Source organism: Streptomyces sp. NPDC047981 (assembly GCF_040653315.1).
In the GTDB taxonomy this organism is placed as follows: Bacteria; Actinomycetota; Actinomycetes; order Streptomycetales; family Streptomycetaceae; genus Streptomyces.
Window position 1 is genome coordinate 1 of sequence record NZ_JBEZNQ010000012.1, and the last position, 20426, is coordinate 20426.

Annotated in this window: 11 protein-coding genes and 1 pseudogene; all 12 read right to left on the bottom strand. The window is 74.0% G+C overall.

What is annotated here, in order from left to right; genetic code table 11:
- Positions 1-248 (bottom strand): annotated as a pseudogene (locus AB0E14_RS09870) (2-oxoacid:ferredoxin oxidoreductase subunit beta); the annotation flags it as partial.
- A complete protein-coding gene (locus tag AB0E14_RS09875; RefSeq protein ID WP_362414417.1) occupies positions 241-2133 on the bottom strand; it encodes a 2-oxoacid:acceptor oxidoreductase subunit alpha in 1893 nt (630 codons plus the stop codon). The gene AB0E14_RS09875 and the pseudogene AB0E14_RS09870, both read right to left, overlap by 8 nt.
- Positions 2134-2142: 9 nt before the next feature.
- Positions 2143-2910 carry a 4'-phosphopantetheinyl transferase superfamily protein gene (locus AB0E14_RS09880; RefSeq protein ID WP_362414419.1) on the bottom strand — a complete coding sequence of 256 codons (768 nt, stop codon included), beginning with the start codon at positions 2908-2910 and terminating at the stop codon, positions 2143-2145.
- Positions 2903-5725, bottom strand: coding sequence for an amino acid adenylation domain-containing protein (locus AB0E14_RS09885; RefSeq protein ID WP_362414421.1), 2823 nt, complete (start codon positions 5723-5725; stop codon positions 2903-2905). Before AB0E14_RS09885 ends, AB0E14_RS09880 begins: the two co-directional genes overlap by 8 nt.
- A gap of 55 nt (positions 5726-5780) precedes the next feature.
- Positions 5781-6605, bottom strand: coding sequence for an SDR family oxidoreductase (locus AB0E14_RS09890; RefSeq protein WP_362414423.1), 825 nt, complete (start codon positions 6603-6605; stop codon positions 5781-5783).
- Positions 6596-7351, bottom strand: coding sequence for an alpha/beta fold hydrolase (locus tag AB0E14_RS09895; protein WP_362414425.1), 756 nt, complete (start codon positions 7349-7351; stop codon positions 6596-6598). Before AB0E14_RS09895 ends, AB0E14_RS09890 begins: the two co-directional genes overlap by 10 nt.
- Position 7352: 1 nt before the next feature.
- Positions 7353-8690: a cytochrome P450 gene (locus AB0E14_RS09900; protein WP_362414427.1), complete on the bottom strand. Its 1338-nt coding sequence runs from the start codon at positions 8688-8690 to the stop codon at positions 7353-7355.
- Positions 8687-10105, bottom strand: a complete 1419-nt coding sequence (locus AB0E14_RS09905) for an MFS transporter (RefSeq protein ID WP_362414429.1) — start codon at positions 10103-10105, stop codon at positions 8687-8689. The genes AB0E14_RS09900 and AB0E14_RS09905 overlap by 4 nt, the downstream gene beginning before the upstream one ends.
- A complete protein-coding gene (locus AB0E14_RS09910) occupies positions 10102-13947 on the bottom strand; it encodes a beta-ketoacyl synthase N-terminal-like domain-containing protein (RefSeq protein ID WP_362414431.1) in 3846 nt (1281 codons plus the stop codon). The genes AB0E14_RS09905 and AB0E14_RS09910 overlap by 4 nt, the downstream gene beginning before the upstream one ends.
- A gap of 1 nt (position 13948) precedes the next feature.
- A complete protein-coding gene (locus AB0E14_RS09915; RefSeq protein WP_362414433.1) occupies positions 13949-15184 on the bottom strand; it encodes a cytochrome P450 in 1236 nt (411 codons plus the stop codon).
- On the bottom strand, positions 15184-18648 hold the full coding sequence (locus AB0E14_RS09920) for an amino acid adenylation domain-containing protein (RefSeq protein ID WP_362414436.1): 3465 nt from the start codon (positions 18646-18648) through the stop codon (positions 15184-15186). Before AB0E14_RS09920 ends, AB0E14_RS09915 begins: the two co-directional genes overlap by 1 nt.
- Positions 18645-20345: a condensation domain-containing protein gene (locus AB0E14_RS09925; protein WP_362414438.1), complete on the bottom strand. Its 1701-nt coding sequence runs from the start codon at positions 20343-20345 to the stop codon at positions 18645-18647. Before AB0E14_RS09925 ends, AB0E14_RS09920 begins: the two co-directional genes overlap by 4 nt.
- Positions 20346-20426: the final 81 nt, after the last annotated feature.

Consider the following 20426-nt stretch of genomic DNA (forward strand, 5'->3'; position numbering starts at 1 on the left):
TGGATGGAGTGCATCCCGTAGGTGTTCATGTAGTACGGGAAGCGGGAGGAGCAGCCGATGCCGGAGACGAAGACGATGTTCTCCTTCGCCAGGCCCAGTTCCGGCATGAACCCCTGCACGGCCGCGAGGACGGCGTAGTCACCGCAGCCGGGGCACCAGCGCACTTCCTGGTCGGACTTGAAGTCCTTCATCGACTGCGCCGCTTCGGCCTTCGGCACGAGGGAGAGCAGGGTGGGGGTGTCAGCCATGGATGGCCTCCTCGAGAACCGTCGCGAGCTGCTCCGCCTTGAAGGGCATGCCGTTGACCTGGGTGAAGGAATGGGCGTCGACCAGGTACTTGGCCCTGATCATCATGGCGAGCTGGCCGAGGTTCATCTCCGGGACGACGACCTTCTCGTAGCGCTCCAACACTTCCCCGAGGTTCCTCGGGAAGGGGTTGAGGTGGCGCAGGTGGGCCTGGGCGATGGGGTGCCCGGCGCGGCGCAGCCGGCGGACGGCGGCGGTGATGGGCCCGTAGGTGGAGCCCCAGCCCAGGACCAGGGTCTTCGCGCCGTCCGGGTCGTCGACCGTGAGGTCGGGGACCTCGATGCCGTCGATCTTGGCCTGGCGGGTGCGGACCATGAACTCGTGGTTGGCCGGGTCGTAGGAGATGTTGCCGGTGCCGTCCTGCTTCTCGATGCCGCCGATGCGGTGTTCGAGACCGGGGGTGCCGGGCACGGCCCAGGGACGGGCCAGGGTCTGCGGGTCGCGCTTGTAGGGCCAGAAGACCTCGGTGCCGTCGTCCAGGGTGTGGTTCGGTCCGGTGGCGAACGCCGTGGTCAGGTCCGGGAGTTCCGCCACCTCGGGGATGCGCCAGGGCTCGGAGCCGTTGGCGAGGTAGCCGTCGGAGAGGAGGAAGACCGGGGTGCGGTAGGTGAGCGCGATCCGGGCGGCCTCGATCGCCGCGTCGAAGCAGTCCGCGGGCGTCTTCGGCGCGACCACCGGCACCGGGGCCTCGCCGTTGCGGCCGTACATCGCCTGCAGCAGGTCCGCCTGCTCGGTCTTGGTCGGCAGGCCCGTCGAGGGGCCGCCGCGCTGGATGTCCACGATCAGCAGCGGCAGTTCCAGCGACACCGCGAGCCCGATCGTCTCCGACTTCAGCGCCACACCCGGCCCTGAGGTGGTGGTGACCGCGAGGGAGCCGCCGAACGCCGCGCCCAGCGCCGCACCGATACCGGCGATCTCGTCCTCGGCCTGGAACGTGCGCACACCGAAGTTCTTGTGACGCGACAGCTCGTGCAGGATGTCCGACGCCGGAGTGATCGGATACGAACCCAGATACAGCGGCAGATCCGCCTGCTGCCCCGCCGCCACGAGCCCGTACGACAGGGCCAGGTTCCCGTTGATGTTGCGGTACGTCCCGCTCGGGAACGCCTTCGTGGCCGGAGCGACTTCGTACGAGGCCGCGAAGCTCTCCGTGGTCTCGCCGAAGTTCCAACCCGCCCGGAAGGCAACGATGTTGGCCTCGGCGATCTGCGGCTTCTTCGCGAACTTCTGCCGCAGGAACGTCTCGGTGCCCTCGGTGGGCCGGTGGTACATCCAGGACAGCAGCCCGAGCGCGAACATGTTCTTGCTCCGCTCGGCCTCCTTCCGCGACAGCCCGAAGTCCTTCAGCGCCTCGATCGTCAGCGTCGTCAACGGCACCGGATGCACCCGGTAGGCGTCCAGCGAACCGTCCTCCAGCGGAGACGTCGCGTAGCCCACCTTCGCCATCGCACGCTTGGCGAACTCATCGGTGTTCACGATGATCTCGCCGCCCCGCGGCACATCGTCGATGTTCGCCTTCAACGCCGCCGGATTCATCGCGACCAGCACGTTCGGCGCGTCACCCGGGGTCAGGATGTCATGGTCGGCGAAGTGCAGCTGGAACGAGGAGACACCCGGCAGCGTGCCGGCAGGAGCCCTGATCTCGGCCGGGAAGTTCGGCAGCGTCGACAGGTCGTTCCCGAACGACGCCGTCTCCGAGGTGAACCTGTCACCCGTCAGCTGCATACCGTCACCGGAGTCACCGGCGAACCGAATGATCACCCGATCGAGCTGGTGCACCTCTTTGCGGGTCGGTGCCCGCTCGCTCAACGTACCGGTGTCCGTCATGGGTTGTCCTTAGGGGAGAGGAGAGGGAGCCGTGGCGAGGGCGATGGCGGCCGCGTACGAGGGCAGGGGCGTCGGCACGTCGTGCACGGCGAAGTCGGCCAGCTCGGCCGGGATCTCGGACCCGCCCACGTAGGGGTCCGCTACGCCGTACGCGAGGCCGACCCCGGTCGCCTTCAGGTACGCCTCCTTACGGGTCCACACCCGGGCGAGGGCTCCGGGTCGGGCCGCGTCCGGGAGTGCGCGCAGGGCACTCTGCTCGCGCGGGTGCAGGGACGGCAGGAGTTCGTCGGTGATGGCGAGGCGTGGAACGCCCTCGACGTCGGCGCCCACCTTCACCCCCGAGACGGCGATCAGGGCGAGCCCGTCGCTGTGCGAGAGCGAGAAGTGCGGTCCGCCGCCGGCCAGTGCGGGCCGCCCGTGCGGCGCGCCGCAGCACGGGCAGTCCTCGCGGACCAGGCCGAGCGCCTCGGGGGCGAGCCCCGTGTACCCGCCGAGGACGAGCCGCAGTCCGATGTGGGCGGCCCGGTAGCGGTGCCGGTCGCCGGGACGGCGCAGGCGGGCCGACCGCTCCCGTTCCTCCGGGCTGAGCGGCGTCTCCTCGGCCGCCACCGGGTGGCCGCCGACGATCTCGCGGTCGGTGTCCAGCCACCACAGGGCGACCTCGCCGCCCTGTGGCGGCCGGCCCGGCTCCGGAAGGGCGCTCTCCGGAACATGCAGAGCGGGAAAGGCGGCGCGGGCGGCGCCGAAGGCCTCGACGGTCCGAAGGCTCTCAGCCATCGACGCCGCCCGCCCCTGCGAGTTCGCGGATCGTGGGCGTACGGAACAGGTCGCGCAGCGGTACGGCGGGCAGTCCGCGAGCGCGCAGCGCGGCGCTGATGCGCACCGCGAGCAGGGAGTTGCCGCCGAGCTCGAAGAAGTCGTCGTCGAGGCCGACCGGCGTCCCCAGCATCGCCGACCAGACCTCCTGGAGCACCGCCGCCTTGCCCTCGCTCCCGGCCGCGCCGTCGCCGGCACCGTCGCGCGCGCCCTCGCCCGCCACCGCGGCGGCGGCCGGCGGGGGCGTCGCCGTCCGCGTCGGCTCCGGGAGCCGGACGGTGTCCAGCTTCCCGTTGGTGGTCAGCGGCAGGGAGTCGAGCGGGGTGACGGTCGCCGGGAGCATGTACGCGGGAAGGACGGTCGCGGCCCGCTTGCGTACCCCTACGGGGTCGAGGTCCGCCGGGACGACGTACGCGTCGAGGCGTGCGGTCGCCGGGTCGGCCGGGTCGTCGCGGCGGACCACCACGGCCGCGGCGCGGACGTCGGGGTCCTCCAGGAGGACGGACCGGATCTCGTCCAGCTCGATGCGGAAGCCGCGGATCTTCACCTGGCTGTCGATGCGGCCCAGGTGTTCGAGGGTGCCGTCGGGGCGCAGCCGGCCGAGGTCGCCGCTGTGGTACTGGCGGCCCTCCGCGTACGGGTCGGCGGTGAAGCGGGCGGCCGTGAGTTCGGGCTGCCCGAGGTAGCCGAGGGCCACGCCCGCGCCGCCGACGCGGATCTCGCCGGTGACGCCGGGCGGGACGAGCCGGCCGCGCGCGTCGGTCACGTACAGGTGCCAGCCGGGCAGCGCGGGGCCGACGGACTTCGAGCCCGCGAGGGCCAGTTCGCGCGTGAGCGTCTGCGCGGTGACGTGCACGGTGGTCTCCGTGATGCCGAACATGTTGACCATGCGGCACTCGTCCTCGGGGTGCCGGTCGAACCAGCGCAGCAGCATGCGGGCGTCGAGCGGCTCGCCGCCGAAGACGACCAGGCGTACGGCGAGGGCGGCGTGGTCGGTCTCCAGGAGCTGGGAGAAGGCGGAGGGCGTCTGGCTGAGGACGGTGACGCCCTCGCGCCGCAGCAGGTCGCGGAACTCCTCGGGTTCGCGGGAGACGAGGTACGGGACGACCACGAGCCGGCCGCCGGTCAGCAGACAGCCCCAGATCTCCCAGACGGAGAAGTCGAACGCGCCGGAGTGGAAGAACGTCCACACGTCGTCCGGCCCGAGGCCGTACTCCTCGCGGGTCGCGTCGATCAGCGCGCCGACGTTCCGGTGCGGGACGACGACGCCCTTGGGGCGGCCGGTGGAGCCGGAGGTGTAGATGACGTACGCGGGGTCGTCCGGGCCGTCGGCGCCGGGCAGCGCGACGGAGTCGGTGGAGTCGGTGGAGTCGGCCGTCAGGAGGTCGTCGGGGGTGACGGGCTCGCCCGCGCCGGCCGGGTACTCGGTGTGCCGGGTGATCACCAGTTCGAGGCGCGCGTCCTGCGCGGTGTGGGCGAGGCGGTCGGCCGGGTACGCCGGGTCGGTGGGGACGTAGGCCGCGCCCGCCTTGAGGACGCCGAGCATGGCGGCGACGATCTCGTCCGTGCGCTCCAGGCAGATGCCGACCCGGTCGCCGGGCGCGACCCCGCGGGCCACGAGGCCGTGGGCCAGGCGGTCGGCCAGACGGTCGAGTTCGCGGTAGGTGAGGGTCGTCGTGCCGTCGCCGACGGCCGGGGCGTCGGGGCGTTCGGCGACCACCCGCGCGAAGGCGTCGGTCAGCCGCTCCGGCGCGCCGGTCAGGACGGCGGCGGGCCGGCCGAGGGCGGCGACTCGCTCGCGCTCGGCGGCGTCGAGGAGTTCGGCGTCATCGGCGCGGAGGGCCGGGGTCTGGCCGAACTGGCCCAGGACATGGGCGAGATGGCGCAGGAATCCGTCGACCGTCTCGGGAGTGAAGTGGCTGCTCCGGTACGCGGCCCAGAGTCGCGGGCCGCCTTCGCCCGCACCTCCGTCCTGCAGCACCGTGACCGTGAGCGGGAACGGCGGTGCCAGGCAGGGCAGGTACTCCCCCGTGTGCGGGAACGGGCCTGCCCCCAGGGCCGGTTCGAGCAGGCCGACGATGACCGGGCGGTCCGTCGGCGACGGTACGGCGGCGAGCAGCGAGGCGAGCGTGGCGTCCGCCGGGACGGTGTGGGTGAGGGCTCCGCGCCGATCGGTGGCGAGGGTGATGTCACCGGTGGCGCCGTGGCCCTCGTAGCGGTGCAGGGTGAGGGCGAGGGCGGCGCGCAGCGCGGCCGGGTCCGCCTCCGCCGGCAGGTCGAGGGAGCGGGTCGCCCAGGCGGTGGCGCCGCTCGTGCCGCCGCCCCAGTCAGGCGCCGGGCCGGTGCCGACGGGCCGGATGACGGCCTCGGACCCGGAGGCATCGGAACCGGCGGCCTCGGAACCGGACCCGGCGGCCGCGGCCCCCTCGGTCACGGTCGCCGCCGCCCCCTCCGAGATGATCGCCGGGTCCGAGCCGTCGACGAGGACGGCGGCCAGGCGGGTGAGGGCGTTCCGGTCGAGCACCGAGCGGTCGGCGACGAGGATCAGGTCCTCGACGCCGTCCGCGTGGCCCAGCAGCACGCACCGAACGGCCGGGGTCGGCCGGTTCAGCTCGGTCTGCCGGCGGCGCAGAGCCGCGGGCTCGTCGGCGCCGGCGGCGACGTCCTCCACCCACAGCCGCCAGGGGCCCGCCGCACCCAGGCGGGCGGTCAGCTCGGCGGCGGTCACCCGACTGCTCAGCCGGACGCGTAGGGCGTGGCAACGCTCACCCACCATGGGGTGTCCTCCCTCTCAACTCTCACAAAGGTCACAACTGCTGGTCCCGCGCGGGTCAGCGCGCGGTGAAGCCGCCGTCCACGGTCACGACGGAGCCGGTCACCTGCCGGGCGTCGTCCGAGACGAGGTAGACGACGGCGGCGGCCACGTCCTCGGGCTCGATCAGGGCGTTCATCGGCTGCGCCTCGGTGAACGTCTGCTCGTGCTCGCCCACCTCCACCTCGAGGGCGCGGGCGATCTCCGCGAGCATCCGGCCCTCGGCGGTCGAGTCGTCGCGCACCGAACCGGGACAGACGGCGTTGACCCGGACCTTGGTGGGCGCGTAGTCGAGGGCCGCGGCCTTCGTCAGTCCGATGAGGCCGTGCTTGGCGGCGACGTAACCGGCGAAGTGCCGGTAGCCGACCAGTCCGGCCGTCGAGGAGATGTTGACGATGGAGCCGGAGCGGCGGGCGCTCATCGCCCCGGCGACGGTACGGATCACCCGCCAGGCGCCGGACAGGTCGACGTCGATCATCAGCGCCCACTCGTCCTCGCCGATCTCGTGCGCCGGCCTGCCGGACGGGGCCGCGATCCCCGCGTTGTTGACGGCCGCGTCGATGCGGCCGAAGCGGTCCTCGGCCAGGGCCACGGCGGCCTCCACGGAGGACAGGTCGCGGACGTCGCAGGCCGCCGTGAGCACGGCGGCGCCGTTCTTGCGGCAGAGCGCGGCGGTGTGTTCCAGCTGGCCGCGGGTGCCCAGCGGGTACGGGACGCCGTCGAGGTCCTCGCAGAGGTCGAGCAGCGCCAGGTCGGCGCCCTCGGCGGCGCAGGCGACGGCGGTGGCGCGGCCCAGGCCCCGGGCGGCGCCGGTGACGAGGACGGTCTTGCCGGTCAGACGCACAGTTCCGCCTCCTCGGCCGAGGCCGCCAGCTCCTCGGCGACGATCCGGAGCAGCTCCGGGGCCGACTCGGTGAGGTACATGTGGCCGCCGTCCAGCTCGACATGGCGGTGGCCGCTGTCCGTGGTGCGGTCCCACGCCTCGGCCTCGGCGCGGCGGACGAGGGTGTCGGCCGCGCCGCGCAGCGTGGTGACCGGGACCGACAGGGTCCGGTCGTCGGCGGGTGCGTAGGACTCGTGCATCTCCACGTCGGCGCGGAGCGTGGGCAGGACCAGCTCGCGCAGTTCCGGGTCGTCCAGGGCCTCGTCCGCGTAGCCGGCGAACTCGTTGACGCGCGCAAGGAACGCGTCGTCGTCGAGACCCGTCGCGCGGGCGGCACGCGGTTCGGCCGGGTGCGGGGAGCCGCTGGCGAAGAGCCGTACGAGCCGGACGTCCGGGGTGGTCGCGAGGCGCCGGGCCAGCTCGTACGCGAGGACCGCGCCGAGGCTGTGGCCGTAGAGCGCGACCCGGCGCGGGCCGGCCTCGTCGGGCAGGGCCGCGAGGGCCGTCAGGAGGTCGGCGTGGAGGGCGTCGGCGGCGGCGTGCGCGTCGCGGAACGGCTCCTCGTCGATGAGGCGTTCGCGGCCGGGGAGCTGCAGCGGCAGGACGTCGAGGCCGAGCGGCTCGGCGTGGCGCTGCCAGGGACGGTAGAAGGAGGCTCCGGCGCCGGCGAAGGGCAGGCAGACGAGGGTGATGCGGTCGGACGACATGTCAGTGTTCCCCGATGTGGTCGGCGGCGGCGGTCGGCTCGGCGGCCGCGGGCTGGGGCTCGGACTCGGCAGCGGGCTCGGGCTCGGGTGCGTCGGCCGGCAGGCGGACGTCGTAGGTGATCGGGAGCTTCACCAGGCCACGGCTGGTGGAGTTGTCGAAGAGCCACTCCAGCTCCTCGGCGGGCACGGCCAGCCGCAGGCCGGGGAGGCGGCGCAGCAGGGTCGTGAACGCTATCTGGCCCTCGACCCGGGAGAGCGGCGCGCCGACGCAGAAGTGCGGGCCCTGGCCGAAGGCGAGGTGGCGGTTGGCGGTGCGGGTGATGTCGAGCCGGTCCGGGTCGTCGAACGCCTCGGGGTCGCGGTTGGCGGAGCCCATGAGCAGGTGGACGAAGGCCTCCTTGGGGATCGGGCAGCCGCCGATCTCCATGTCCTCGGCGGCGACCCGCAGGGTGCCCCGGTAGACGGGCGACTCGAAGCGCAGGAACTCCTCGACCGCCGAGCCGGCCAGGTCGGGCCGGGAGCGGAGCAGTTCGAGCTGGTCGGGGTGGGTGAGCAGGGCCTGGACGCCGTTGCCGATGAGGTTGGCGGTGGTCTTGTGTCCGGCGATGATCAGCAGGACGAGCGTGGAGACCAGCTCGTCGTTGGTGAAGCGGCCCTCCTCGTCGGCGGCCCTGAGCAGGATGCTGACCAGGTCGTCGCCGAGGTCGGCGCGCCGGTCGGCGAGCAGGTCGAGCAGATAGCGCTCGATGTTCTCGCTGGCGTCCTTGAGCTTCTCGTTGGACTCGGCGTCCGGGTACGGGGCGCCGCTCAGCCAGTTGCCCCAGCTGTGCAGCTGCGGGCGGTCGTCGACCGGGACGCCGAGGAACTCGCAGATGACGCGCATCGGCAGGGAGAAGGCGAACTCCATCAGGTTCACTTCACCGTGCTCGGGCAGGGCGTCGATCAGCTCGTCGGTGATCTCCTGGATGCGCGGGCGGAGCAGCTCCATCCGGCGCGGTACGAAGGCGCGGCTGACGAGCTTGCGCAGCCGGGTGTGCTCCGGCGGGTCGGCGGTGAGCATGTTGCGGATGAGGACGGGACTCGCGTCCTTGACGAGGTCGCGGAACCAGGCGGGGGCGTTGTCGATCTGCTTCGACAGCCTCGGGTCGCTGAAGGCCTTGAGCGTGGTCTCGTAGTCGGCGACGACGTACCCCTCGCCGCCCACCGGGTAGTTGATCGCGTGGACCGGGCAACCGGAGGCACGCAGCTCGGCGTTGGGGGTGTGGAGGTCGTTGCCCTCGGGCGCGGTGAAGAACTCGGGGGGCAGCTGGTCCGTGGTGCGGGGCAGCTCGGTGGTCATCGGGCTTCTCCTTCCTTGTCGGAACGGTCGCTCTCGGGAGTGGTGGCGTCGGCGATCGGTGCCGCGTCGGTCGCGGAGGTGTCCGCGTACGCCTCCGGGGGCGCCAGGTTGCGGATGCGCGGGCTGAGCGTGGGCAGCGCGGCGAGGCCGGAGACGACGGCCATGACGGTGAACACCCAGACCGGGCCGGCCGCCTCGAAGACGGTGCCGATGGCGAAGACGCCGACAGGGGCGGCGATCATCGACATGAACATCACCGCGCCGAGGACCCGGCCCTGCGCCTTGTCGGGCACCATCGCCGCCAGGTAGGCGAGGAACAGCGCGCTGGTGATGGGGCCGCGCAGGAACACGCAGGCGACGATGATGCCGAGCGGGACGAGGCCGGAGACGTTCGCGAGCAGGATCGCGGCGACCGGGCCGATCCAGGCGGCGGCCAGGAAGAGCTTGGCCGGGGCGACCTTCTTGATGACCGGTCCCGCGACGAGCGAGCCGACCAGGCCGCCGATGCCGGCGATGGACAGCAGCATGCCGGTGAAGCTCGCGGAGGCGCCCCGGCTCTCGGCGGTGGCGATCAGAGCGAGGAAGACGCCGGAGTGGGTGAACGCCATGTTCGAGCCCATGATCCAGACGATCAGCAGCCGCAGGACCGGCTGGTTGCCCAGGATCTTGAAGCCCTCGGCGGTGTTGCGCTTCTCCCCCGGGGTGATCTGCTCCACCTTCATCGGCTTGCGGATGAAGAGCAGCAGGACCGTGGAGACGAGGAAGCCGATCGAGGCGCTCAGGAACGGGAACGCGCGCGCCACGCCGAACAGTGCACCGCCGACCGGCGGGCCGCCCATGGTCGCCGCGAAGTAGCGGACCTGGTTCTGGGCGGTGGCCTGGGTGAGCTGGGAGGGCGGGACGAGCTGCTTGATGGCGGCGAGTCCGGTGGGGTTGGAGATGCCCAGGCAGGCGGCCGAGCCGACCGCGACGGCGAAGACCAGGACGGGGTGGGTCTGGTCGGCGAAGATCAGCAGGCTGAAGACGCCGAGCAGGACGACCCGGACCAGGTTGCAGATGATCATCAGTAGCCGGCGGTCCATCCGGTCGGCGAGCGTGCCGCCGGGAATGGACATCAGGCTGGCGGTGATGAGCTGCGCCGAGCCGACCGCGCCCGCGTAGAAGGCGGAACCGGAGGAGGCGAGGATGAGCAGCGGGTACGCCACCTCCGCGGTCTCCTTGGCGAGCGCGGCGAACGCCTCGCTGGTCCACAGCGCCTGGAAGTCGCGGTTCTTCAGGAGCGGCTTCTCGGCGGGCTCCTTCTTCCGGCTCTCCCCTCCGTCCGGGACCGTCGCCTCGTCCGGGGCCTTCGCCTCGTCCGGGGCAGCCGTCGCCTCGTCCGCAGCGCTGCCGGGCGGTGTCTGCGAGACCGTCATGAGTCCTTCCTCTCCTTGGATTGCTCTGTGAGTGCTTCGTCGAGGCGGGCGGCGAGCTCGTCGACGTACGGGGGCCGCAGCATCGACCAGTGGTCGCCCGCGACCGGGACCACGCGCAGCCCCGCCGGGTGGAGACCTGCCAGGCGCCGCGCGAGCCGCGCGGCCGCCCGTGGGTCCGTGTCCGCCTTGAAGAGCACGGCCGGGCAGTTCACCGGGCCGGGTCTGTGGGCCAGTACGGCGGCCTGACCGGCTAGGAACCGGCGGCGCACCTCGGGGTCGCGGCGCAGCGCTCCGGCCGTCGGACCCACGCGGAGCAGGGTGTCGAGGCCGGCCCGTACCCCGCCGAGCAGGAAGTCGGGGGCGGCGGCGACGGGGAGCGGACGCGTGTCGGGTACGTAGCCGTCGAGGGAGACCAGGAGGTCCACCTCCCGCCCCCGGCCGATGAGCAGCCGGGCCGTCTCCTGCGCGACGACGGCGCCGAAGGACCAGCCGCCGAGGGTGTACGCACCTGTCGGCTGGGCCCGCAGCAGGGTGCGGGCGTGCGCGGCGGCGAGGGCCCGGATCGTTCCGGCCCGTGCCGCGGACCGTTCCAGGGCCAGGACCGGGCGGTCGCCGTCGGGAGCGAGCCGGGTGGCCAGCTCCCGGTAGGGCAGGGCGTTTCCGAGGGCGTCCGCGACGAGGAAGAACGGGCGGCCGGTCCCTTCGCGGAGGGTGGCGACGCCGGGGGGCATCGCGGTGCCCGGGTCGCTCCGGCCGGGCAGCCGTCGCTCGACGAGTTCGAGGAGCCCGGCGAAGGTGCCCTTCAGGACGAACTCGGTGACGGAGACCTCCGCGCCGAGCCGCTCGCGGACGGCGGTGGTCAGGGCGAGGGCGAGCAGCGACTCGCCGCCGAGGACGAAGAAGTCGTCCCCGTCCCCGACCGCCGGGACGCCGAGGGTCTGCCGCCAGATCTCCTCGAGGACCCGACGCGGGGATGCCACGACCACGGCGGCCTTCGCGGCGCCCGCGGACCTCACGGCCTCCGCGCGCCGCGCTGCCGGAACCCCCCGTACCGGGGTCGCGCCGGAGGCCGCACCCGAGGCCGTGCCCGGGGCCGCCTCCGGGCCCGGATCCGGGTCCTCCCCCAGGAACGGGTGGGCGGGCAGGGAGCACCGCAGGGGGCGGTCCTCGGGGTCGGCGTACCGGTTCTCCACGAGCGTGTCGAGGGCACCGTCCACGCCGAGTTCCCAGAGGGCGCCGAGCGCGTCGAGCAGTCCGGACTCGGGCTCGACCCGGCCGCCCGGGGCGAGCCGTACGGTCCGGTGGCGCGGGTTCCAGCCGGGCGCGACCCGCAGCGAGCCGGTCATCGAGCCGCCGGGGCCCAGCTCCAGGTACGTCGTGCAGCCGGCGGCCAGCAGGGTCGCGGTGCCGGCGTCCAGCCGGACCGGCTCGCGCAGGTGCGCGGCCCAATGGCCGGGGGTGACCGCGGACTCGGGATCGGCCCAGTCGCCCGTGGTGTTGGAGATGTACGGCAGCCGTGGCGGGCGGGCGGGCATCGACGACAGATGGTCCCGCACCGCCTCGGCTGCCGAGTTCATGGCCGGCGAGTGGAAGGCCCGCCGGGTGTGGACGGGGGTGACGCGCAGTCCGGTGAGCGCGTCCCCCGCGAGAAGGAGGTCCATGGCGGCTTCGGGGCCCGAGAGGACCGCCGAACCGTTTCCTCGTACGGCGACGGTGACACCGCAGCCCGCGGGCAGCCGGGCCTCTACATCGGCGGGGGCCGCCTCGACCACGGCCATCCGGCCGGGGCCGGCGTCGCGCATGGCCACCGCGCGCCGGTGGACCAGGCCGACGGCGTCGGGCAGGCTCCACACCTCGGCGAGCGCGGCGGCGGCGTACTCGCCGATGCTGTTGCCGAGCATGGCGTGCGGGGTGACGCCCCACGCGGCGAGCTGGCGCCCGTAGGCGAAGCCCAGGGCGAAGAGCCCGAGTTGCTGGTGGACGGTGTCCGCGTACCAGTCGTCGGAGTCCGGCGACTCGGCCGCCGCGCTCTCCTCGACCGGGACGACCACGGGATCCAGGTCCACACCGCAGTCGTCAAGGGCGATCTTGCGTATCTCGTCGAAGGCGGCGCGGAACTCCGGCAGCAGCCGGTACGCGGCGTCGCCCGCGGCGCTCTTGAGGGTGCCCTGCCCCGGGAAGAGGAAGCCCACCTTGCCCAACCGCCTCGGAGTGCCGGGCCGTTCGGCCACGGCCGCGCTCGCCGTACGCAGGGCGTCGGCCGCGTGGGCCCGGTCGCGCACGACCACGGCCTGACGCTGCTTGTGGACCCGGCGCCCTGCCAAGGTCCGCACCACCGCGTCGAGTTCGAGGGGCGAAGCCCCCTCGGCCCGCACCTCGGCCGCGAACGCGGCCTCCTCGACCTTCTCCGCCCCCTCGGCCCCCTCGGCCTCGAAACGATCCGCCAGGGCGTCGCCCAGGCGCGCCAGTGCCGCCGGGCTGTGGCCGGACAGCGGGAGGAGCCGCGGTCCGCCGACGCGCCCCCCGGCGCGCCGGCGGGACGACGCGACCGTCGGCGCCTCGATCAGCACCGCGTGCGCGTTGGTGCCGCCGACGCCGAACGAACTCACCGCTCCGGCCCGCCGCTCCTGGCCCTCGCCCAGCTCCCACGTACAGAGGGACTCGGTCACGCGGAACGGTGAACGCTCCAGCTCCAGAAGCGGGTTGGCGGACGTGTAGTGAGCGGTCGGGTAGATCTCGTGGTGCTCCAGCATCAGGGCCGTCTTGATCAGGCCCGTCACACCGGCCGCCGCCCCGGTGTGGCCGATGTTGCCCTTCACGGCGCCGAGCGCGCACCAGCCGGTCGCCGCGCCGGTCGGGCGAGCCGGGCCGAAGACCTCGGTGAGCGCCTGCAGCTCGATGGGGTCGCCGAGCCGGGTCGCCGTCCCGTGCGCCTCCACGTGGCCGATCGCGGTGGCCGGGAGGCCGGCCGCGTCCAGGGCCGCGCGGACGACCTCGCTCTGGCCACCGGCCGAGGGCGCGGTGTACGCCATCTTGTCCGCGCCGTCGTTGTTGACGGCCGTGCCCGCGATGACGGCGGCGATCCGGTCGCCGTCGCGCAGGGCGTCGGCGAGCCGCTTGAGCACGACCACGCCCACGCCCTCGCTGGGGACGGTCCCGGCGGACCGGGCGTCGAACGGACGGCAGTGTCCGTCCGGCGCCAGGATCCCGCCGGGTTCGAAGAGGTAGCCCCACTCGCCGGCCGGCATCACGGTGACACCGCCCGCGAGGGCCGCGTCGCACTCGCCGCCCCGCAGCGCGCCGACCGCGAGGTGGACGGCGGTCAGCGAGGTGGAGCAGGCGGTCTGCACGGTGATCGCGGGGCCGCGCAGGCCGAGCTTGTACGCCACCCTGGTGGCGACGAAGTCCTTCTCCCGCCCGATGTAGCGGGCCAGTTCGCTCAGCGCGGCGTCGTCGCGGCCGGGCCCCGACCGGTCGGCGCCCGCGTAGACGCCGACGCGGCCGCGGAACCGTACGGGATCGAGTCCCGCGTCGTCGACGGCGGTGGCGGCGCACTCCAGGAAGACCCGCTGCTGGGGGTCCATCGCCGCCGCCTCCGCCCGGCTGTAGCGGAAGAAGGACCAGTCGAAGCGGCGGGAGTCCTCGATGACGCCCATGGCCGGTACGAAGTTCTCCCGCCCGGCGTAGGCGGGGTCCACACCGCGCGCGAGCAGCTCCTCGCGGGTGGGGCGGCTGATGCCGTCCCGGCCCGCGCGGAGCAGGGCGCGGAAGGCGCGGACATCGTGCGCGCCGGGCAGCCGGCAGGCCATGCCGACGACGGCGACGGCGTCTTCGAGGGGCATGTCAGACCTCTCCTCCCAGGTCGACGTACAGGTGGTCGAGACCGACGTAGCTGAGGTTGGGGCCCCAGACGGCGGCCTCGTCGGACAGCCGGGCGTGCGGGAACCGCGCGGCCAGCCGGCGCAGCAGGACGGCGGCCTCCAGGCGGGCCAGCGGCGCGCCGACGCAGTAGTGCGGGCCGTGGCCGAAGACGAGGTTCCGCTCCCCCTCCGCGAGCGCGGCGGGGATCGCGGCCGTCCCGCCGGCCGCCCCCGCGGCCGCACTCGCGGTCGCCCCGGTCACCGGGCAGACCGCCGCCGGGGGGACGCTCTCCGGCTCGACCGGCTCGACCTCGTCGAGCGGACCCTGGCCGGTGAGGCTCACGAGCACGAGGTCCCCCTCGCTCAGCCGTGCCCCGGCGAACTCCTGGTCGTGGGCGACGACCCGGCCGAGGTGCCGCAGCGGCGGCTTGCGGACGAGCACCGACTCGACGAGGTCCGTGACCGCGCCCGGCTCGTCGCGCTTGACGGTCTCCCAGAGGCCGGGGTCGCCGAGGGCGGTGAGGACCGTGGAGCCGAGCAGCGAGGCCGTGGTCTCCAGGCCGCCGAAGAGGCACATGGCCCAGGTCGCGGTGGTCCTGGCCCGGTCCTCCGGGGTGTCGGTGGGGAAGCCCTCCATGGCCCGGGCGCCGGCGAGCGCCTCGGCCATCTCCTCCATCACCTGGTGCGCGGCCAGCGCGTGGTCGCGGCGGTACATGGCGCCGATGAACAGCGACAGGGTCCGCGACCAGCGGTGCAGGACGGGCGGGTCCACGTCGACGCCGACGACGTGCGCCATGACCTTGCCCGAGATGCCCTCGGCCACGGCCGGCACGAGGTCCTGCGGGAGGTCGGCGGCGGCCAGTTCGGTCAGGCACTCGTCCGTGATCTCCTCGATGCGCGGCGCGAGCGAGCGCACGTACGAGGCGGACAGCATGCGCTGCACCGGGCGCCGCAGCGCCATGTGTTCGGGGGCGTCGGCCTGCACGAACCAGAGCCGCAGGAACTCGGTGAGTTCCCGGTACTCGGCGCGGGCCGCGTCCGTCATGTAGAGCTGGAAGGAGCGCTCGAAGGTCCCCGAGGCGAAGCCGGGGTGGTTGAGGACCTGCTGGGCCAGGCGCGGGTCGGCGACGACCCAGCAGTCGAGGCCCTCGTCCCACTCGGGGGCCCGGACGCCGTCCGCGGGGGACGGCGCCGGGACCTGTGCCGCGGTACGGGTCATCAGCCCGCGGCCTTCTCGATGAGGGCGCTGAGCCCGGCGGGCGTGGGCGACAGCAGGAAGTCCCGCAGCCGTACGTTCGCGCCGAGCTCCTGCTTGACCTTGCGCATCAGGCGTACGGCGCCGAGGGAGTTGCCGCCGACCATGAAGAAGTCGGTGTCCTCGGTGACCTGGGTGAGCGGGTCGCCGTCGATGACGCCGTCGAACAGCGCGGCGATGCGCTCCAGGTCCACCCGGGCCGGGGCGACGGCCGGGGCAGGGGCGACGGGCGCCTCCGCGACGGGCACCGGCGCCGGGGCCGCGGCGGGCCGCCGCGCCGGGCCGGCCACGGCCGCGAGGGCGCGTCGGTCGACCTTGCCGTTGGCGGTCACCGGGAGCCGGTCCACGACGGCCCACAGGTTCGGCACCATGTAGGAGGGCAGGGCCTCCGCGAGCAGGGCGCGCAGGCCCACCGCGTCGACGGACGCGCCCGGGGCGAGGACCACGGCCGCCACGAGCCGCTTCTCGGCACCGTCGCCGTCGGTCACGATCACCACGGCGTCCTGCACCTCGTCGTGCGCGGCGAGGACGTCGCTGATGGCGCTCAGCTCGACCCGGTAGCCGCGCAGTTTGACCTGGTCGTCGGCGCGGCCGAGGAAGCGGACGCGGCCGCTGGTGTCGACGCGGACGAGGTCGCCCGTGCGGTAGAGCCGCTCGGGGACGTCCGGGGAGAGGTTCCCGAAGACGCGGGCGGTCTCCTTCTCGTCGCCGAGGTAGCCGTCGGCGAGGCCGGCGCCGCTGGTGTACAGCTCGCCGACCGCGCCGGGCGGCAGCTGGCGGCGCCGGGCGTCGAGGACGTACACACGGGTGCCGGGGACCGGGCGGCCGATGGGCAGCGGGCCGTCCACGTCCTCCACGCGGGCCACCGAGTGGGTGGTGGTGAAGGTGGTGTTCTCGGTCGGGCCGTAGCCGTTGGTGAGGACGATGCCGGGGTGCCGGGCGAGCAGCCGGGCGGTGTGCTCGTGGGGCACGATGTCGCCGCCGGTGAGGAGCTGGCGCAGGCCGCCCAGGGAGTCCGGGGCGAACTCCTCGACCAGCCGGAAGAGTCCTGCGGTCAGCCAGGCCACGGTGACCCCGCGCTCCTGGAGGAAGGCGCCCAGCTCGGTCGGCGAGGCGAGCCCGGCCGGGTGTACTTCGAGGGAGGCGCCGGTGAGCAGGGCGCCCCACAGCTCCAGGGTGGAGGCGTCGAAGGAGAGCGGCGAGAGCCGCAGCATCCGCTCGCCCGCGCCCAGGCGGACGTAACCGGCCTCGTGGACAAGGCGGATGACGGCCCGGTGGGGTACGCACACGCCCTTGGGCTGCCCGGTGGAGCCGGAGGTGAAGGCCACGTACGCGAGGCGCGCCGGGTCGGCGGGCGGGGCGGGTACGGCGTCGGCCGGGCCCGGCCGCCAGTCGGGCTCCCAGGTGGCGACGGCGGGGACGCCGAGGCCGGCGAAGCGCTCGGCGACGGTGGAGTCGACGGGGCCGGTGAGGGCGGCGGTCGGCTTCGCCCGCTCCAGGATCTTGGTGAGGTGGCTGTCGGGCAGCGTGGGGTCGATGCCGACGTACGCGGCGCCCGCCCAGGCCACGCCGAGGACGGCGACGGCCTCGGCGACCGAGCGGTCCACCCCGACGAGGACCCGGTCCCCCGGCTCGACGCCGGCGTCGAGCAGCAGCCGGGCCTGTTCGGCCGCCGCCCGCTCCAGCTGCCCGTACGTCAGGGTGTGGGCGGCGTCGCGGACGGCGACGGCGCCGGGCTCGCGCGCCGCGACCTCGCGGAAGAGGGCGTCGAGGGAGGTGACGGGGAAGTCCCGGCCGCTCTCGTTGATCTCGTCCAGGAGCGCGCGGCTCTCCTCGGAGATGCCCCGGACGTCCTCCAGCCGGGCGTCGGGCGCGTCGGCGAGCTGGGCGACCGCGGTCCGGAAGTCGGCGAGGAACGCCTCCGCCTCCGCCTGGCGCCAGACGCTCGTCGCGTACTCCAGGTGTCCGGCGTACGACGGGTCGGCGTGGCCGATGAGCATCGTGAGGTCGAACTGGGAGCCGCCGCCGTGGCCCTCCTCGACGCGTACCCGCAGCGGTCCCGCGGTCAGCTCGCGGGGCACGAGCTGGTCGTGCATGCCGAAGCAGACCTGGACGAGAGGGTGGCAGCCGAGGCTGCGCTCGACGCCGAGGCGGGCGACGAGCTCCTCGAAGGGCAGGTCGCCCGCGTCGATGGCGGCGCCGAGCGAACGGTGCACTCCGCGCAGGTAGTCGGCGACGTCGAGGTCGTCGTCCACGTCCACGCGGACCGGTACGAGGTTGCCCGCGACGGCGACGAGCCGGCGCAGTTCGGAGGAGCCGCGGCCGAGCAGCGGCACGCCGACCAGGAGCCGGCGGGCGCCGGTGCGGCGGGCCAGGGTGAGGCCGAAGGCGCCGAGCAGGAAGGCGTACGGGGTGATGCCGAGCGTGCGGGCCAGGTCGGCGACCCGCTGGGTGACGCCGGGGCCGAGGTCGAGGCCGAGGCGGTCGCCCGCACCGTCCTGGACGGCCGGGCGCTGCTGGTCGGCGGGGAGTTCGAGGACCGACGGCACGCCGTCGAGGTGGGAGCGCCAGAACGCGGTCTGCTCGTCCCAGGCGCCCCGGGCGCGGGTCTCCTCCTGGTGGCGGCGGAGCGCGGCCAGCGGGGTGCCGGGGTCGCGGGGCGCGGCCTCGCCGATCTGGGCGGCTTCGACGGCGAGTTCGGCGTACGTCTCGAATATCTCGCGCAGCAGGTGTCCGACGGCGTAGCCGTCGAGGACCATGTGGTGCGCGGCGAGGACGAGGGCGCCGCGCTCGTCCTCGGCGGCGGCGGGGGCCCAGTGACCGAACCGGTAGGCGGGGGCGGCCGCCAGGTCGAAGGGCTCACGGCCCAGCTCCGCGCCCTCGCGGCGGACCTGGTTCTCGAAGGCCTCTGCCGGGCCGACGTAGGTGTGCCCGACGAGTTCGGGGGTGTGCGCGGGCAGGATCTCCTGGACCACGTCGTCGGCGGTCTCGCGGAAGACGGTGCGCAGCCCCTCGTGTCGGGCGACGGTGGCGGCGATGGCCTTGGTGAGCAGGTCGCGGTCGAGCCGGCCGCCCTCGGTGAAGCAGTGGAAGACGAGGTTGTAGGGGGAGCCGCCGGCGACCCGCTCGATCAGCCACATGCCGCGCTGGGCGGGGGTGAGGGCCTGTTCGGCGCTGCCGGTGAGCAGCTCGGCGGGGGCCGGGTCGGCGGGCACGACAGGCGTGGCGCCGTCGAGGACCCGGCCGAGGGGGGCCTCGCCGAGGAGGTCCATGATGGCGACGCGCAGTCCGAGCTTCTCCTGCAGGACGGCGGCGAGGCGCATGGCGCGCAGCGAGTCGCCGCCGAGGGCGATGAAGCTCTCGTCGCCGAAGGCGTCCGGGCCGTCCGGGAGGTCGAGGACCTCGGCGGCCAGCGCGCGGGCCGTCATCGGGCGGCTCCGGTGGACTGGGTGCGGGCGGCGGCGAGGAGCGCGGCGCGGTCGCCGCCGGCGCCGGGCGCGGCGGCCGGGGCAGCGGCGGCGGCGATCAGCTCGGCCTGGCCCTCGACGGTGGGCGAGCGGAACAGGTCCATGGTGCGGACCTCGCGACCGGAGACCTGGCCGAGCCGCTCGACGAGGAGGACGAGGAGCAGCGAGTCGCCGCCGGACTCGAAGAAGCTGACGTCGTCGGCGACCTCGTCGGTCTCCAGGACCTCGCGCCAGATGGAGCGTACGAGTTCGAGGCGGGCCTCCGGGTCGTCCAGGTCGACGGCGGGGGCGGTGGCGTGGGGGCGTACGGACTCTTCGAGCACGGGATTCTCCGGGAAGGTGGCGAGGTCCGCGGCGCTGCGCCGCAGAGCGTTGAGGAAGTCCTGGACTTCGCCGGTGCCGAACACGTGGACCGGGTAGTCGAGGGACAGCCCGAGCCGCCGTCCGTCGGGCGTGTCCTCCAGACGGACGAACAGGGCCAGGTCGTACTTGATGAACATCGGGTCGAGCGGGCGCAGCCGGCCGGTGGTGCCGGGGACCAGGTCGAGGGACCGGGGCGCCTCGTCGAGGTTGACCAGGACCGGCGACAGTGGCGGCCACAGGGCGTTGCGGTCGGGGTTGAGCGCGGCGGAGACGGCGTCGAGGGGTACGTCGCTGTCGACGAAGGCCTCCATGCCGGCGATCCGTACACCGCCGAGCAGGTCGTGCCAGGTGTCGTCGGCGTCGACGGTGACCCGGAGCACGACGGTGGTCATGAACATCCCGATCACGTCGGCGGTGGCGGGGTCGTCGCGGCCCGGCCAGGCGAAGGCGATGAGGAAGTCCCGCTGGGGCCCGGTGCGGGCGAGGGTCGCGGCGAGGAGCGCGACGCCGACCATGAAGGGCGTGCAGCCCTCTCGGGCGGCGATCTCCATGATCCGCGCGGTGGTCGCGGGGTCGAGGGAGTCGGCGACGGTGGCGCCGAGGAGCGACTCCTCGGTGCCCTCGTGGCCGGTACGGGTGAAGGGCAGGCGCACCTCGGCGGGTGCGCCGCGCAGCCGGTCGACGACCTCGGCGACCTGCTCGGCGATCGCGTCCGAGTCGCGTTCGGCGACGACGGAGGCGGGGTGCGGTGGGGTGGTCAGGAGCGGTTCGGCCCCGTTGGCGACGGCCCGGTAGAGGGCGACGATGTCGTCGAGGAGCATCCCGCGGGAGACCCCGTCGAAGATGATGTGGTGCACGTTGAGGACGAGGAGGGTGCGCTCGGGACCGAGTCGTACGACCTCCGCCCGGGCGGGCGCGTCCTTCGCGAGGTCGAACGGTGCGGAGCACAGGGCCCGTACCAGGTTGTCGACCTCCTCCTCGGTCCAGCCCTCGGCCTCGGCGTCGAGGAAGCCGGGCTCGGCGGGCGCTCCGTCGGTCGTGTACTCGACCTGGCGGCGCTTGACGTCGAGCCGGAAGCGGGCGCGGAGCGAGGGGTGCCGGGAGAGGGACCGTCCGACCGCCGTGACCAGCGCCGCGTGGTCCACGGGGCCGCTGAACTCGACGACCGTGGGGACCAGTTGGGTGGGGCGCAGCAGCTCGTCCCGGTCCAGGACCCAGATGCCTTTCTGCACCCTCGTGGCCGGATACCAGACGTGTCCGGTCGGTGACGTACCGTACGGCGCTGCGGGCAGCACGAATGGACCTCCGAATTCTGTGGGAGCGGTGAGAGCCGTGAGTGGCGGGGGCCTCGCGGCCCGGTGGGGGCCTCTGGACCC